This window comes from Candidatus Saccharimonadales bacterium, from assembly GCA_035758565.1.
In the GTDB taxonomy this organism is placed as follows: domain Bacteria; phylum Patescibacteriota; class Saccharimonadia; order Saccharimonadales; family UBA10212; genus DASTXL01.
The window spans coordinates 425,177-444,261 of sequence record DASTXL010000001.1 but is presented as its reverse complement, the minus strand read 5'-3'; the positions used below and the strand labels follow the sequence as shown (position 1 = coordinate 444,261).

2 protein-coding genes are annotated in these 19,085 nt (G+C 50.8%); both read left to right on the top strand.

The window, feature by feature from the left end; genetic code table 11:
- Positions 1 to 193 precede the first annotated feature (193 nt).
- Entirely contained in the window at positions 194 to 14,284 is a 14,091-nt protein-coding gene (locus VFT49_02405) for a capsid cement protein (GenBank protein ID HEU5004919.1), read from the top strand.
- Positions 14,285 to 14,292: 8 nt separating this feature from the next.
- Positions 14,293 to 18,867: a tail fiber protein gene (locus VFT49_02400; GenBank protein ID HEU5004918.1), complete on the top strand. Its 4,575-nt coding sequence runs from the start codon at positions 14,293 to 14,295 to the stop codon at positions 18,865 to 18,867.
- Positions 18,868 to 19,085: the final 218 nt, after the last annotated feature.

Genomic DNA, 19,085 nt, shown 5'->3' with positions numbered 1-19,085 from the left:
AATGTGTAGTGGTTTCAAGCCCCAGTGACTGAGTCTACCTGGAGACAAGGTGTGGAAAACATGAGCACTTTCGTTGACATTGTCCACAGGGAAGCGTAATCTGTAACTAGTCTTATTGCGCTTTTAGCAGAAAACGTGGGCTAAAACTGCAAGGCAAGACAAAAACCTTAAAACTAAAATAAACAGGTAAAACATGCCTAAAAGCTCCTTGCGGGCGCGTGATTATTTACTACGCGTGCGTAAAAGCATTCGAATTGCCCTGGCCGGCCCCTTAATGGGGCTGTTTGGCGTTTTGGCTGTTTGTTTTTCTGGCGCACCGACCGCCACGGCTGTCACGAGTAGTTACTTAAACTTCCAAGCTCGCTTGATGAGTTCTACCGGTGCTATCGTGCAAGACGGCAACTACAATGTCGAGTTCAAGATCTACGATGCCAGCTCGTCAACCGGTTCGGGGCAGGGGTCGTGTAGTGGTGATGCTCACTGTTTATGGTACGAAACTCGCACCAGTGGCAACCAGGTTAGAGTGGTTGATGGTTACCTGACTGTTAACCTGGGATCGGTTAATCCATTCCCATCCACTATGCCCTGGGACCAGCAGCTATGGTTAACCATGAATATCGGCGGTACCGGCAGCCCAAGCTGGGATGGCGAGATGAATCCGCGCATCCAACTGACCGCTATCCCGTACGCGTTCAAAGCCAATGCCGCTGCTCAGATCCAAAACTCTAGCGGCTCTACGCTGCTCACAACTTCTGGTAACCAGATATCTTTGCCTAATGCCACTGGTTCGTCCAGTGCTTTGACGTTCGGCGGCGACACTACTGCCAATCTTTATCGTTCGGCATCTGGAACCATCAAAACTGACGGCAGCTTTGACGTGGCCGGGGCGTTGGGCATTGGTGTTACAAACCCGCAGGGTGCGTTGACTATCGCCAACAGTGCGTGGATTAACGCGGTTGATGCTAGTGGCACCGGCAACGTAAACATCCTGCAAGTTAATTCAAACAACCAAATTCAACTAGGTGCTGCGCTGGCTATAGATGGCGGTATTGTCTTGCCAACAGATGCTGGCCAGGTGACTTTCAGTGATTTACCCATTGATAGCTCGGCTGCCACTGGTACGCCAGAAAGCTACACTATGCGAGTTGGCTCAACCAACGCCTTTACTGTTTACGGCGAATCGGATGGTGCCGGCGGAGTTCAAAACGTACGCATTGCTATCGGCAGTAGCATTACTCCAGGCTACACGCTGGACGTAGGCGGCGACGCCAACGTCTCTGGAGTTTACCGCGTGGGTGGTGTGCAAATTTGTTCAAGTACCGGCTGTACGGCCGCTTCTGGTTCGTCGTACTATATCCAAAACGGCACATCACAGCAGCCAAGTTCCAACTTCAATATCAGTGGAACGGGTGTAGTTGGCGGCACATTAACCGTAGGTGGCAATATCAATCTGGCGGGCACGTACAACGGGGTTATTGTTAACAAGTATGGCGAAGATGCCAATGGGGCTGGCATTGCCATTGGTGCCGGCGGCTCAACAATCTTAGGCTCTGGTGAGTCGGCTGCGACCGCGGCAGCAAACATCGCCTATTCCAACGAGAATTTGGCGCTTACATCAGATAATACGATTACATTTTATACAAACCTTCAGAGCGGATGGTCGTCACGAGTCCAAGCCGTGACTATTGCTTCGGCTGGCCAGGTGGGCATCGGCTCCACTACCACAAATGGACTTTTGAATGTCGGCACCAACACTACAACCGCTAGTGGCGGCTTATACTTTGGTACGGACGTCAACCTTTATCGATCCGGCAACAACGCACTAAAAACTGATGATAGCCTTCAGGTTGTTGGTAACTTGACCACCACTTCTAGTATTGGCTTTACCAACACCGGTAACGCCAATCAGGGGATTGATCTTAACATGGTGGTTACATCGGCCACTACAGCCGGCGACATCGTGGTTATAGATTCCAGCAACGCTGGGCAGGTGACAGATAGTACTTCGGCTAATTCCACTAAGATTTTCGGCGTGGCGACCACGACAAATAGCGCTGGCGTAGCTCAACCGATTGTGGTGAGCGGCGTCTATCAGGTGAATGTTGACACTGCGGCAGTGAACGTGGGTGATTACATAGTTACCAGTTCAACCACCGGCCTTGGTACTGATTCAACATCACCAACTGGCGGGACGATCGGCCAAGCGCTGAGCTCTAAATCTTCTGGCAGCAACGGCACGGTTTGGGTTTATATAAACCCAAGCAGTGGAGTAGGGAGCGGCGGTGGCGGTAGCGGCTCCAGCAGCAGTTACTCTGGATTCGCGGTTGATTCTGGCAATTCGTTGACCACAGGGTTGATGTCTTACTGGAACCTGGACGAAGCATCCGGTACAACCGTCAAAGATTCGGTAAACACTAACTACGGCGTGGCTAACGGTACGACCATAACTGGCGGTAAAAAGAACTATGCCAGGAGCTTTAACGGGACTAGCGACTACGTAGATTTGGGTAACGGCAACACCCTGAATCAAACTTCCACGTTGTCCATATCCGCCTGGATAAAAAATAATGATCCTACTTGTTCAGGCGTTGGCAGCTATATACTGGGTGGTGACAACAATGGTTATGGCTTCTATCTTCTCAATGGTAGCTGTAAAGTATCCTTCGGTAAAATTGGCATAAGCGGGGCGTCCGGAAACATAGCCATAACTGACACAACAAGCTGGCACCACGTTGTGATGACATATAGTGGCAGTCAGCTAAGATTCTATGTAGACGGAGTAGCAGATTCGGCTAATCCAGTTGCCTATTCTACTGGTTTTAGCACGGGCTCACACTACTATCTTGGCGGACGATCCGGCAGTAACTACTTCAAAGGCAGCATTGACGAAGTCGGTTTGTGGAATAAAGTGCTTTCCGCCCAGGAAGTTTCGGACTTGTATAACGGCGGCAACGGCGATCCATATATTTCTTCTAGTGGCTCCGGTTCAAGCGGCAGCCAAGCGTCCAACTATCAGCTGGCATACACTACTTTCACGGGGACACATTCTATTGGCACATCCGCAACCACGATCGTAACTTCGGCATCTGCTACCTATGATGGTTCTCCGGTTATGGTAGAGTTTTATGCGCCGCAGTATAACGGAGTTCCCAACTCTCAGTCAGCGCACACTGAGTTTAATCTTTATGAGGACGGCTCGCTTGTGGATAGGCTTGGGTATGTTGGGCATACCAATAATTCCGGCTCTACCACCACCGACTACGATACTGTTTACCTGACGACGGAGCTTACACCTTCGATTGGTTCACATACGTTTACAATTTCGGCTGATCAAGATGGCGGCTCGGGCGCTCAGGTTAGCGGAACCAACACGATCCCTGGCTATATCCGTGTTACTCTGGCTAATCCAAGCCTGCAGGGTGGTGGTGGTATCCAAAATGGTACGGCTTTGCAGACGGGTGCGAACTTCAACATCCAAAGTATTACCGCTAGCAGCGTGACGGCGACCATCCACGGTACTACGGGCCAGACTGCTGATGTACTGGACGTTCAGGACGCTAGCAATGCCAATCTTTTGAGCGTCAGTGCGGCTGGCAACGTGAGTGTAGCTGGTAACCTGAGCGTTGGCGGGACCATTGGTTTCTCAAATACCGGCAATGAGAATCAAGGCCTCACCATCAACGAAAACATCACCGGTTCTGTAACCGCAGGTGATGTGGTGGTTATAGATGCTGCCAATGCCGGCTACGTTAAAGATTCATCTTCTTCTAACTCCACTCAAGTGTTTGGTATAGCTACTAAGACTCAAACTGGCGGCTCCGAGCCGGTGGTAGTTTCTGGTATCTATCAAGTCAATGTAACTGGAACTGTCAATGTTGGCGACTACCTAGTTACTTCATCTACCACCGGTCAAGCTCAGTCCAGCTCGTCGCCATCCGGAGGAATTGTTGGCCAAGCTATGTCTACCGCGTCTGGTGGTAAGGCATGGGCACTCATTAAGCCGGCGTCTGGTGCGGGCGGTGGTGGCTCAAGCTCCAGTAATAACTACGGCTTGATGGAGAGCGACTGGACAAGCGCCGGAACACTTCCGGCCGCACGAGCTGAGGCTTCAGTAATCACGGTGGGCAACAACCTGTACATGCTTGGCGGTTCTTCCGTCTTTCCTACTACTTATACGAAGACTATTTACACCGCAACAACATCTAATCCAACCAGCTGGACCGACACAGGCAAAACACTGCCCAATAACCTTGGCCAGTCACAGACCGCTATCATCGGCAACTACATTTATATGTTTGGCGGTTTCGGTGGAACAAGTGGTAACAATGCGACGAATGTTATTTACCGTGCTAGCGTATCTGACCCAACTACTTGGGTCGATACCGGAGCTACGCTTCCGGGTAATCTAGCAAGTTCGCAGCTGGCTATAATTGGCAATTACATCTATCTGTACGGAGGAAATAACGGGGCGGCTTCCAGCGGTGCTGGGGCGACGAATGTAATTTACCGTGCCTCAGTTTCCGATCCATTGACCTGGTCTAATATGAGTTCGGTTGCCAATGGTTCGCATGTCATGCCATTGAACATGTTTGGATCCCAACTGGCTGTTATAGGCAACTATGTCTACGTGTTTGGTGGCTATAATGGAAGCGCTTACTTTAGCGGGGTTTACCGTGCCTCAGTTTCCGATCCATTGACTTGGACATATACCAACTACAATGCGGTAGCCGCCACAGGGCAGCAGCTGGCTATCATTGGCAACTACGTTTATCTCATCGGTGGCCAGCCAGGCGGCACTATTACGCAGGCGGTCTATCGTGCTCCAATTAACGATCCGGTCGCCGGGTGGACGAGTGTTGGCAACTTCCTGCCAACCGCCACTACCTACGGCTCAATTCAGGTTGTAGGCAACGCGCTTTATCTGCTAGGTGGCTACAACGGAAGCAGCGTACAGAATACTATTCAGTCTGCTCCTATATATAATGGCGGGCCAGACTTAAGCTCTAATCCAAGCTGGAAGGTAGATTCTAATTATTCTCTAGGCGGTAGTGGTTCCGGCACTAGTAGTCAGACAACAACCACAAGTACTGAATTGGCATACACCGAGAATTCCACCGGCCAAATAAATGTGACTTCCACCAACCCCGCATCGCCAAACACGGTGGTTACGGCGCCTTCGTTAACATTCAGCGGCAATACACCAGTTATGGTGGAATTCTATGCACCAATAGTCCGGTCTCCTGGTGCGGGTGTTGTTACGAACATTATTCTTTATGAAGATGGTTCTCCTGTTGGATCCTTAGGCCAGGCCTATAATCCAAACTCTTCGGAGGACTTAATCGTAAGCGCGGCTAGAAGGATAATGCCTTCAGCAGGAGCGCATACATTTTCGGCAGGAGCAGTAGTAGGCTCGGGTACAGGTCAGATTTTTTGTGGCACTAGCGTGTCGACTGACCATGATCCGTGCTATATCCGTATTACATTGGCTAATCCACAGCTGCAGGGTGGGGCGGGGATACAGAATGGTACGACTGTTCAGACCGGAAATTTTAATTTGCAAAGCTCTAGCCAAACATCGGTCACTGGAATTTTGAAAGGCGCAACCAGCCAATCTGCCGATGTGTTTGAAGTGCAGGACGCTAGTTCAACTAATTTGTTTAACGTCGGTCCAACCGGCAATGTCTCTATTGCTGGTAATCTTTCGGTTGGCGGCACAATTGGCTTTAGTAATGCCGGCAATGCTAGCCAGGCCCTTACTATCAACGAAAATATCACCGGCTCTGTAACCGCCGGCGATGTGGTGGTCATAGATACTTCCAATGCCGGCTATGTGACGGATTCTACAACGGCGAATTCTACTAAAGTCGTTGGTATTGCTACCAAGACCCAGACTGGCGGCTCAGAGCCGATCGTCATCAGCGGCATTTACCAAGTTAATGTGGGTGCGACGAGCGTGAACGTTGGCGACTACTTAGTCACTAGCTCTACCACCGGTCAGGCTACTACCAGCGCGAGTCCATCTGGTGGTGTTATCGGCCAGACCATGAGTACGGCATCTAGCAATAAAGCCTGGGCTCTAATTAAACCAGCTGGCGGGGCGGGTGGCTCATCTGGCTCCTCCAACAACTATGGTTTGATGGAGAGCGACTTCACTGATACAGGAGCAACCGTTCCATACATAGCCCATAACCAGACCGTTACTATAGGGAACACTATTTACTTCTTTGGCGGCGCCGATCTTTCCACATTTACGGCGACAAACAAAATATACTCCGCCCCGGTATCCAACCCCACAAATGTTACTTATACGGGCTTTAATCTGCCAAACTATGTTAGGAACAGCGTAATAGCCATAGTGGGCAGCAACATCTATTTGTATGGCGGCATAGACAATACAGGTACAGCAATAAATGCTATATACACGGCATCGGTTAGCAATCCAACCTCGTGGAGCTCTGCCGGAACGCTGCCGGGCGGGCTAGCTCTTAATCAATCATCCTTAGCTATAATTGGCAGCAATATATATTTCTTCGGTGGGCTAAATGGCACCAGCACTTATACGAACGAGATTTATCGGGCATCTATAAGTTCTCCGGCCACCGTTGTTGATACGGGCCACACTGTTCCTGTGGCGCTTAGGCAGTCTTCGGTAGCAGTTATAGGCAACTATGTTTACCTGTTTGGTGGCATCAACAGCTCCGGTAGTACAGTTAATGCTATTTACCGCGCGCCTGTTTCCAGTCCTGAAACTGGCTGGACCACGACTAACGGCAGCTTCCCTGGATCGACGGCTAATGCTTCAACCAACCTTGCCATAATAGGTAACTACATCTATTTAATTGACGGATACTACAACAGTGGTTATGCCAACTTTATCTGGCGAGCCCCTGTTAGCAATCCGGTAAACGGATGGGCTGATACTGGTTCAGTTTTGCCCAACGGTTTGACTATGGGTGGCTTGCAAATAGTAGGCAATGCCATATATCTATACGGCGGGATAAGAGTTGGTGGGTACTCTGGGAGCATCTACTCCGCTCCTATATATAGCGGTTCGCCGGATGTGAGCGCTAACCCGAGCTGGATTACGGATTCTAATTATTCTACTGGCGGCGGCTCCGGCACCAGCAGCCAAACAGCGAATACAAATTACGAGCTTGCTTATGCCGAAAGAAACTCTAACTCCATTTCCGTTACTGCCACTGGCTCTGGATCATACACCACCATCGTAACTGCTCCAAGCATAACCATGGACGGCAATACTCCTATAAATGTAGAGGTATACTCGCCTTATTACTATGCTCCGGCGACAAATGGTGGTACTTTGTTCATCGCCATCTTGGACAACGGATCAGTGGTTAAAATCCCCGGCATATTTAATACAGATGGCTCTTCACCGTCTACGTTTCAGTCATCAGCAGGGGTGCTAAGTTATAGATATACTCCTTCAGCCGGATCGCACACCTTTACATTTGCGGCTTTTGAATCAGGAGGACAGGCATATGTGGGAAGTGGTGATGGCACCACAGGTTCGTATGCTCCAGCCTACATCCGCGTTACTCTCGCCAACCCGCAGATCCAGGGCGGCTCTGGTATCGCTAACGGCACTACCACTCAGACGGCTAACTTTAATGTTCAGTCTAGCTCTGCTAGTAGCGTCACTGCGGTAATCCAAGGTGCCACATCACAAAGCGCCGATATTTTGGAAGTCAAAGATTCAAGTAACACTAACCTGCTAGCGGTAGATCCTAGCGGCAACCTGACGGTCAAAGGTAATATTGGTTTTGCCAATCAGGGCAATGCCAATCAAGGTATAACCTTGAACATGAAGGTCACGAGTGCCGTTACCGCCGGCGATGTGGTGGTCATAGACACTGCTAACGCCGGACAGGTCACCGACAGTACCTCTGCAAACTCTACTAAAGTATTCGGTATCGCCACTCAAACCAAGAGCGCTGGGCAATATCAGCCGATTGTCGTCAGTGGCCTTTACCAGATAAATGTCGGGTCCAACTCAGTCAATATTGGCGACTACTTGGTTACGGACGGCAGCGCAGGTGAGGCTATGGCCTCAAGCTCGCCGACTGGCGGTGTGGTAGGTCAGGCTACAAGTACAGCTTCCAGCAGTAAAGTCTGGGCGCTGATTAAGCCGGCTAGCGGAACCGGTGGCTCCGGCGGCGGCGGGATGACTACACTTTATGACTCTACTCTTACTAGCGACACCGCCGGCTTCGATGTATCTAGTATCCCTGGTACTTATAGCCAGCTCAAAATTGCTGTCTATGGTAGGACGGCTATGAATAGTCAGTTCGATCAGATAGCACTTAGATTCAATGGCGACTCAAGCGCGGACTATGATTTCCAGAAAGTCGAAGGCAATAACACAGCGGTAAACGGTGCCGCTAATACCGGGATGAGCTCAGCCTCTATCGGCTGGCTACCTGGCAGCAGCGCGTCAAACAACACGTTTGCCGCCGGAAGTTCCGAGGCGACCATCACAAATTACGCGGGAACTTCTTTCCATAAATCATTCACTGCTATTAATAGCTCTAACGTTGCCTACACTGCGGCCAGCCTTGATGGCTCCACGTGGTCGGATACATGGACTAGTACCTCGGCAATCAATAGGATCCAGGTTATTTCTATGAACGGATCTAATTTCAAGGCTGGCAGCCGGCTTGTAATCTATGGCATAGGAGGTTCTAACTCCGGTGGAAGTGGCAGTGGTGGATCTGGTATTGTGGGTGTTCAAACTTATACATCGGGCTCTGGAACGTTTAATCTGCCGGCGGGCGTAACATCTTTGCAGGTTGAACTTGTTGGTGGTGGCGGTGGTGGTGGTCTTGGAAATCAATATGGTTCTGGCGGTGGTGGTGGTGCTGGTGGTTACGTCCGTAAGTTTATATCAAGCCCAAGCTCCAGCTACTCTTATGCAGTGGGAGCAGCCGGTGCTCCTTGGGGCGGTGGCGCTCATACTAGCGGTGGCACAACAGCCTTTGGCGCATTGAGTGCCACCGGTGGCACAGATGCCGGCGGCGGCACTGCCCCTGCTGGAGGCACGGGTGGCACAGGTACGGGGGGCGACGTTAACGTTACTGGCGGCACCGGAAATGACGGTGCATATAACTACACTGGTCAATCAGGTGGCAATGGTGGCGCTAGTTACTTTGGCGGCGGTGGCGCCGGCGGGAACTACACTACTGCCGGCGGTGCCGGCGTCGCATATGGTAGTGGCGGTGGTGGCGCGGGTGGTATTTCTAGCTCGTCGCTGTCCGGTGGGTACGGTGCCGGCGGTGTGATTATTGTGACCGAATACGGAACATCTTTGCAGGGTGGTGGGGGTATACAAAACGGCACTACCTTGCAGATCGGTGCAAACTTTAATATACAAAGCGCAAGCCCCAGCAGCGTTACCGCAACTATTCACGGTACATCTGGTCAGAGCGCCGACATACTGGACGTTCAGAACTCTAGCAATATCAACCTGCTTTCCGTCGATCCAAACGGCAACACATTCGTGGCTGGCAACTTGAACGTTGGCGGCACAATTGGCTTTAGCAACATTGGCAATCAGAACCAGGGTATAAGCCTTAATATGGTCGTAACTAGCAGTGTTACGGCCGGGGATGTTGTAGTTGTAGATACAACAACTGCCGGCCAGGTAACAGATAGTACGACGGCCAATAGTACTAAAGTATTCGGTGTAGCTACGACTACAAATTCAGCAGGAGTTAGCCAACCGATTATTGTAAGCGGTATTTATCAAGTTAATGTAGACACGGCCGCGGTTAATATCGGCGATTATCTCGTAACTTCTTCAACTACCGGCATGGCAACTTCTTCTAGCTCGCCTAGTGGCGGCGTAATCGGCCAAGCTTTGAGCGCTAAAGCTGCTGGTTCTAACGGCACGGTTTGGGCCCGAATCAACCCCGGCAACGGCGCCGGCGGTTCCGGATCTGGCAGCGGTTACGGGCTAATGGAAAGTGACTTTATTGATACCGGGGCAACACTGCCAGTGGCACCAGGGCTAGTAGAGGGTGCTCCAGCAACCATTGGTAACTACGTCTATATGTTTGGCGGCGCGACTGGCGCTGGCGCTGGCGTTACAACTATAATGAGGGCCCCCGTAAGTAATCCAACCAGCTGGACCGCTGTTGGCAACCTGCCTTCCGGTGCTAATCTTTACTCTTCGCAATTAGCAATTATCGGCAGCAAGATTTATCTCTTCGGCGGCGCGATAGCTGGCGCGTCTACGGCCAATATATATTCAGCGAATGTTTCCGATCCAGTAGGTAGCTGGACGCTAGCTGGCAGCTTGTCCACTAGTTTGACGAGCAGCTCTCTTGCGATAATTGGCAGCAATATATATTTGTTTGGTGGTTATCACACCGGTACTGGCTACATTAACACAATATACACGGCATCTGTGTCTAACCCACTAAGCTGGAGTACGGCTGGTAGCATAGCGCCTGCGTCTAGTGGTATAGGCGACTCCAACTTAGCCGTCATCGGTAACTACGTCTACCTGTTTGCCGGAGCTAATGGTAGCTCCACTCTGAACACCATCTACCGTGCTCCTATAAGTAGTCCTACATCGTGGGTTAATAGCGGTGGCACTATTCCTAATGCGGGTACCGGGTCAGGTTTGGATAATTCCTCGCTTGCCATCGTTGGAAACTATGTATATCTTCTGGGTGGCTATAACGGAGGATATGTGTCAGTAATCTTTAGAGCTCCGGTTACTGATCCGGTATGGGGCTGGGCAACAACCGCTTATATGAATGGCGTGCTTGTAGATAGCAGAGTATCAATTGTTGGAAATGCCCTATACGTTTGGGGCGGTTACACTGGGACGGCGTACAGCAATAAGATTTATTCGGCACCGATAATCAATGGCTCGCCGGATGTTAGCTCTAACCCAAGCTGGATAACCGATTCTAACGTCGGTACTGGCGGGTCCGGCACCAGCAGCCAAACAGCAAATAACAATACAGAGCTTGCCTATAGCGAATTTACGGCTCCTGTGACCGTGTCGGCTACATCTGCTTCAACCGCTAATACAGTAGTCACGGCTACATCTATTAGTTCAGACGGCAATACACCTGTAGTAGTTGAATTCTTCGCGCCTAGAGTAGATGCTGGCGCCGATGGGCATACAATTGTTTCGCTTTATGAAGACGGCAGTTCCATAGGCGACATATTTGGACAAGTATATAGCGGGGCAAATATGCAAGGCTATGATCCTGTACACGTAACGCGCAGACTTACGCCGACTGCTGGCGCTCATACATTTTCTATTCGGGCATGGCGAATTAACGCCAACGGTACGGTAGAGGCTGGTCCCGGTGGCACTGGCGGCACTACATTTGTGCCGGGCTATATTCGAGTAGTTCTCGCCAATCCTCAAATCCAAGGTGGCAGCGGGATCAACAATGGTACCACCACTCAAACCGCTAACTTCAACATCCAGTCTGCAAGCGGCAACAACCCGACTGCGATAATTCAAGGTGCATCTAGTCAAAGCGCGGATATTCTTGATGTCCGTAATAGCAGCGGTTCAAATTTGCTGAGCGTAGATGCTAATGGCAATTTAGGCATAACTGGCGCTATTGGCTTCAATAATTCTGGCAACGCCAGCCAGATAATGACCGTCAACGAAACAGTAACTACCAGCGTAAATGCTAACGACGTGGTGGTAATAGATACCAACAATGCTGGGCAGGTGACCACTACGACTCTTGCTAACTCGACCAAAGTATTTGGCGTAGCCACTAAAACGATGAGCGCCGGGCAGAGCCAGCCAATTGCTATCAGCGGTATTTACCAGGTCAACGTCGATACAGCTGCGGTGAACGTAGGCGACTATCTGGTAACTAGTGGTACTGCTGGTAAAGCCACTGATTCTGCCTACCCAAGTGGTGGAATAATCGGCCAGGCCATGAGCGCTAAGACTGCCGGCTCTAACGGTACCGTCTGGGTCCGATTAAATCCGGGTAACGGCGCCGGTGGTTCGGGGTCTGGCGCCGGCTACGGCCTAATGGAAAGCGACTGGACCAATGCCGGGACATTGCCGGCTAATATGTATGGCGGCCAGGTAGCCACTATTGGCAACACCATCTACCTATTCGGTGGTAATGTAGGCGGTTCTACTTCGCAGCATGTATATACGGCTCCTGTGTCTAACCCGACATCATGGACTGACCAAGGCGCTAAATTGCCGGGTGCGCTGGAAGAGTCCCAAGTAGCAGTAGTAGGTAGCTACGTGTATCTATTCGGCGGCTATAATGGATCGGCGGCAACCAACGTGATTTATTACGCGCCGGTCTCTGACCCGATTAATAGTTGGCAAACAGCCGCCGGAACTTTGCCTGGCAACCTTGTAAACTCTCAATTGGCGATCATCGGCAGCAATATATATCTGTTCGGTGGGGCCAGCGCGGTGAATACGGCGGGCAATGTAATCTATACTGCTAGCATCAGCTCACCTACTAGCTGGAGTTCAGCCGGTACGCTCGGATTCAATATATTCTTCAGCCAACTAGCCGTCATTGGCAACTATGTTTACATGTTTGGTGGCAATAACGGCGGCGGCCCGATGCGCAATATCTACCGCGCGGCAATTAGTTCACCGACCTCATGGGTATCTACCGGCTACACATTAAACACCAATATGCAGAACGCCACTATATTAATAGTGGGTGACCATATTTATCTGATGGCTGGAACGACCGTTCAGGAAGCTCCAATCAACAATCCTTTGTTGTGGGCAGCGACTGATAGTCTGCCGAGCAGTTCTTATCTATCACCGGCATTCATCGCTGGCAATGCTGCATACGTGCTTGGCGGTTCTGGTGTAAGCGTGATACAGTCGGCGCCTATATACGACGGGGGTCCTGACCTGAGTAGTAACCCAAGCTGGAAGATAGATTCTAACGGTGGCTCCGGCGGCGGGTCCGGCACCAGCAGTCAAACAAGCGGCAGTAACTATCAATTGGCTTACAACCAATTCACTTCGCCAGTAACAATCAGTGCCACTTCCGAGTCAACTGCCAACACTGTAGTCACCGCGTCATCTTTCACGGCTGACGGAGCTACTCCCTATATGATCGAGTTCTATACTCCCGAAATAGACTTTAATAATGCTGCTTATCCTTCATTAACATTTGTGCTTTACGAAGACGGATCGTCTATTGGCAAGATGGGCCAAACCATCATATCTAACAATGTGGGCGCCTTAACCTTCACGGGAATAATGGAAAGTCGCGAGATTACACCGTCGGCGGGGGCGCATACGTTTTCAATTCGGGCATATGAAGCAGTATCTAATGCCACGGTTCAGGGCGGTAATGGTGGCTCTGGGAACTATGTCCCTGGCTACATTCGCGTTACCCTTGCTAACCCAAGCTTGCAGGGCGGCAGTGGAATAAACAACGGCACGACGACTCAAACAGGGAATATTAATATTCAATCCAGTAGCGCCAGCAATCCGACCATGGTTCTGCAAGGCGCCACCAGTCAATCAGCTGACATCCTGGACGTTAAAAATAGCAGCGGTTCAATATTGTTCAACGTAGGTCCGACCGGTAACGTTAGCGTTGCCGGCAACTTAGCGGTTAGCGGCACGGTAGTATTGGGAGCCTCCACTAGTGATCCAGGCTGTACCAACGGTGGGCTCTACTACAATACGACCAGCTATCAAATAAGGGGCTGCGCGAACGGTGCCTGGAACAGCCTGAACGGCATAGATATAGTAACAACCATTCCAACAACTAACCTGCACGATGGTGAAACTGTATACCTAAAAGTTAGCGCTCCGGCAGACTACCTTAAACTGACGTATGATGCCGCTCAGGGCCATTGGTACTCTGAAGCCGACGCAACAATTAACGAATTGCCTTCAGCTACGACCCTAAACAGTAGCGCGTGGTCGCCATATGGTGCCATGCCGCTGTCAAATTGTATGTCTCTATACAATGCCGGCCTTCGCCCACAGATATACGTATCCGGCTATATGAACTCTAGTGGAACTGGGACCACTACTTATATACGGGCTTCTTTGTATACCCACGGTGGAAGCAGTGCCTCGCCTTACGGGTCGTTGTGGGCTACCGGTCCGTCGGTTAGCGTGTTTGCCAACAACGTCTACCAGATCGCCAATTGGACAGACGCCACTTATAGCGGCGCTCCCGCAAATGCCGAATGTGAACTATCTGTTGAGTACAATACAGCCAGCGTTAATGCCACCTATGAAAATCTAGGTGCGATGGTTAGGTGGCGTAGCCAGTAAGAATAAGAATGGACGACCAAAACAAAAACCTAACCCAGCCGCAACCAACCGCACCAAGCGGTATTGCTACTATGTTTTCAAGTCCGCCAACCACTCCTTTAGATCCGTCGCTAGTTCCACCGACTGCGAGCTCTGAAACGGTAACAGCTTCTTCGCTGGAAACGGCTTCGCCGCCCATCTCTGGAGTCGCCGCCGCTCCAGCAGAACCACTAATTAATCAGCCAGACTTTTCGCCTCCTAGCCAACCGCCGTTCGCCGGTCCTCCGGTTCGTGAAATGCTGCGCCCGTCTAAAAAATCATGGCTAGGTGTAGCTTTAGTAATCCTGGCACTGGCTGCGGGAACCTTCTATATTATGAACCGGCCAAGAACAAACGTGCCGGTTAACAACCAAGCCTCAACCGGCTCCGGCCCGAATCAGCTGGCTGACATCAGTGAGGAATCTGTAACCTTCGGCATAGATACTAAAATTGCCAACGGCAAAACATTCACCGCCACCGGCCCGGTTATTATCCAAAACGCTGCCGATAGCCTGACTGCCTTCAAAATTCAAAACGCTGCTGGTGCCAATTTGCTGGTGGCCGATACTCAAAACGGCAGGGTGGGAATTGGCGCCACTCCAACTGGCAACGCTGCCTTGCAAGTTGGCGGCGATATCTCGGCAACTGGCTCTGTTAGCTCGGGTGGCGGCGCTACTGAATTAAGCAACTCGGGGTTAATTATAAATTCCGTGTTAGTGTGTACGGCTAGCGGCTGTAAGCCCCAAGGCCTCGCCTTTACCGGTGATGCGGCGACCCTAGGGGGACACGGTGCCAGCTATTACGCCAATGTGTCTAATTTGAGCGCGGGAACGCTAAGTGACAGCCTGCTTTCGGGCAACATAGCTCGTCTAAACACCGACCAAACATTCAGTGGAATTAATTCATTCACGGCGGCTGGCAATACTTTTGTCGGTGATGGATCAGGATTGAGCGCGTTGAACGCCGGCAACATAACAAGCGGTACGGTAAACGATAACAGGTTAAGCACCAATGTGGCGCTCCTGGACGCCAACAACATTTTTACTGGCAATAACATATTTAAATCAGCCACAAACGCCACTAACGCTTTTCAGATCCAAGATGCTGCCGGTAATGATAACTTGCTAATAGCCGACACCGTAAATACTCGCATCGGCATAGGTGTGGCCACGCCTAATTACACGCTGGACGTGAACGGAGACGTGAACGTTAGCGCCGGCCACACGTTCCGAATTGACGGAACCGATGTGTGTTCTGGCGGGCTCTGTAATCCGGCTTCCGGTTCGTCGTATTACGTCAATAACACTACGACTCAGCAAGCGGACGCCAATTTTAACATCCGTTCTGCCGACGCTACCGATGTTGGTGGCATAATCCAGGGCGCCAGTGGCCAGACTGCCGATTTGTTTGAGGGTAAAGATTCCACAGGCAGCACGGTTTATGCGCTAGATCCCCAGGGCAATGTAAATATTACCGGTAACTATGAGATAAACGGCTCTACGCTTTGTACTGCGGGGGGATGCACGGCGGCCAGCGGTTCTGGCAACTATATCCAAAACGGAATAAGTTTGCAGAGCGACGCTAACTTTAACATAGAATCTGTCTCGGCCAGCAACGTGGTGGGCATATTAAAGGGTAAGAGCGGGCAAACAGCGGACCTTTTGGAACTGAAAGACGGCAGCGGCGCCGTAGTCACCAGCATTGGCAACCAGGGCCAGGCCCTGTTTAAAGATTCTTCTGCCGGATCGCACACCTTTTTCCAGATCCAAAACGCTTCGGCCCAACCATTGCTGACCGCCGATACCATTACCGGACAGATACTATTGCCCGATGCCACCGTGAGTTCCAGTGCCATTTTGATAGGCGGCGACGCCAACCTGTACCGCTCAGCCAATAGTACTTTAAAGACCGACGGCAACTTAGTAGTAGCTGGCAATCTGACCGGAAACGGCACGGCTATGTTTAAGAACACAGCCGACTCTGCTAATGCTTTCCAGATACAAAATGCCAGCGGCGCTAATATCTTTAATGTAAATACGAGCAATAGTCGCGTAAGCTTTGCGGCTGCTACCAGTAGCGCCACCGGAGTATACTTTGGCGCGGGCGACGAACTTTACGGGGTTGGTGGCTCGCTTAAGACTCTAAGCAGTTTGTGGGCTACCGGTAATGCTAATTTGTTCCAGACCGCTACCAATTCCACCACCGCTCTCCAAATCCAGAACGCTAATGGGCTCAACCTGCTGACGGCTGATACCACTAACTTCAAAGTCTCTACCACCCAGCTTCAGGCCACCAGTACCGTTGGCAGCGCTTCCGGTACGGCCAGTGCTCAGCTAAGCTGGAACCTACTATCTTCTACCGGCCTAACCATGTCGGGCAACGAAATTACCGATGCTACCCGCCGCACCAACACCCAAGGCGATGGCGTGACTCCACCGGATAGCAGCACCGGTGTTTGGGAGGCTACAACAAATATGTTTAGCGACCCGAGCTTTGAAAGCACGGGGAACGATACCAGCACGGCTAAGTTTGGGACCCAGAGCTTAAGCGCTTCTGTAGCTAGTGATAATAACTGGCACAATTTATACCAGACGAATGTTAACGTAAGTCCCAGTACCATTTACACGATTTCGGAATGGACTAAGACAAGCGCTGCTATTACCGTCGGATTTTCTATAGATTGGTACACAGGAACTAATGGCACCGGATCAGTTATAAATACCTGTGGCGGTAATCAATGGACCTCATCAACAGATTGGCAGAGGTTTAGTGGCGGCTGTACCAGTCCTTCAAATGCAGCTAGCGGAAAAGTTTTCTTTAGAAATATCCAAAACACCGGTTCGTCTGTCACTGCTTGGTTAGATGGAATCCAAATGGAGCAAAAAGCTTATGCGACGCCATTTACCACTTCAAGCCGCAGCGCAGCCCGCATCCGAGCTCCGTCTGCAGCTATTGGTAGCAGTACCACGGGCTGGGTAGCTATGAGGTTCCGCACGGATGTGGCCAGCACTGATATTGGTAACTTCCTTAACGGCGAGGCCCATTTGTTCGATTGGGAAGATGGTAGCGGTCACGGTATAACGGCTTACTTTAACAACACTAACGGGCTTGCCATAACCCGTACTCACGATACGGGTTCAAACGCTGCGGTGACGGTCGGCCCGTTCTCAAAAGGAACAGTATTTACGCTGGTATTTTACTGGACCGGCTCTGCCGTAGATGTTTCTGTAAATGGAGGGAACTTCGTTAATACCAACCAAACTCCCGCTGCTGCTTTCGGCGCCATGAATTCATTATTCGATATTGGCTCCGTGGCTAACGCCCGCTGGGCAGATGGCGACTTCCTGTGGTTTGTCGGCGGTACGGGCACTTTATCCAACCCCGATGCCGCCACTCTTAACAGTTATGGTAATACTGATCCAGCCCTAAGCAGCCTAACCACCATGAACTCCGGTGCAGCTGTACCGACAATGGTCTGGAACGGCTCAACTTCCACCTATAGTTCCAGCACCGGCACCGTGGTTCAAAGCGCCTTGACCTTGGACGACGCTAGTTTGTACCGTGGCTCCGCCAACACTCTGCAAACCAATTCCAACTTCTTGCTCCAAAGCAGTATTAACTCCACTACTGCTTTTCAGGTTCAGGATTCCAATTCCAGCACGGTCTTAGACGTTGATACGGCTAATGGCCGGGTAGGCATAGGAACATCCACTCCGGGCCAAAAGTTGGATGTTAACGGCTCTATTAGGATTGCTGGCGGTAATTTCTTGAGCTTTGGACCGTCTGACAGCCTGAAAATCCAGGATGCCGGCTCTAATCTGATGGACTTTTATACCAACGGGGTTCTGCAGGCCTCTCTGGATAGCAGCGGTAACTTTACACTCGACGGTAACGGTTTGCTGGTGATGGGTATCAAAACCAGCGATCCAACCTGTAAAAATGGCGCAACTTACTATAATTCAACATCTAATACCTTCCGTGGCTGTGCTAATGGTAGTTGGAATGACTTTTCGATGGCTGGGACGCCAGCGGGGACAATACAAGCTTATGCTGGTTTGACTGCTCCAATGGGATATCTGGTTGCCGATGGGTCAGCCGTGTCGCGAACGACTTATGCCGCGCTATTTGCCGTTATCGGCACGACCTATGGTGTTGGTGATGGTTCGACCACCTTTAACCTACCTGATCTGCGCGGCCGAACCGCCGTTGGACTGAACCCAGCCGAGGTTGGGCGTACTGACGTAACCGCTCTAGGCAACAACGAGGGTGTAGTGGTTGGTAGCCGAACCCCTTACCACAAAGGCAGCGCCTCAGCTGTTTCTACATCGACCTCCAACTCTACGTCTACGGTAACCAGTCCGGTGAGTGGAAATGCCGTAGTTTATAACGGAGCAGGCAGCGGTTTCCAGGGCGGCAGCGGCGGTAACAACTGGCCGACCTCAAGCTTCGGTGTTAATACAGTCACTACCACAACAACTAACACTACTGTAACGGTTGGTCCTCAGACTAATGTGCCAACAGATACCGGGGCGTACTTGACCCTTAACTACATTATCAAGTACTAAAACTGATTAATTTTAGGCACAAAGTCACATTTTTTCTCTTGACGAGGTCACATTTTTAGCGAATAATTAAGCTTAAGCCCAATTAAAACAAAAAGGCTTAAAACAAAAACAAAAATGGCGTCAAAAAAGATAAAAATCTGCGCTGGCTGCGCCTGTCTCTTCGAGGGCAGGCGAGACGCTAAAACCTGCTCGCCCAAATGCCGAAAACGGCTATCCAG

Bases quoted from the DNA above. Each gene is read 5' to 3' on its own strand.
- VFT49_02405 (HEU5004919.1), top strand. From the start codon at position 194: ATGCCTAAAAGCTCCTTGCGGGCGCGTGATTATTTACTACGCGTGCGT.
- VFT49_02400 (HEU5004918.1), top strand. From the start codon at position 14,293: ATGGACGACCAAAACAAAAACCTAACCCAGCCGCAACCAACCGCACCA.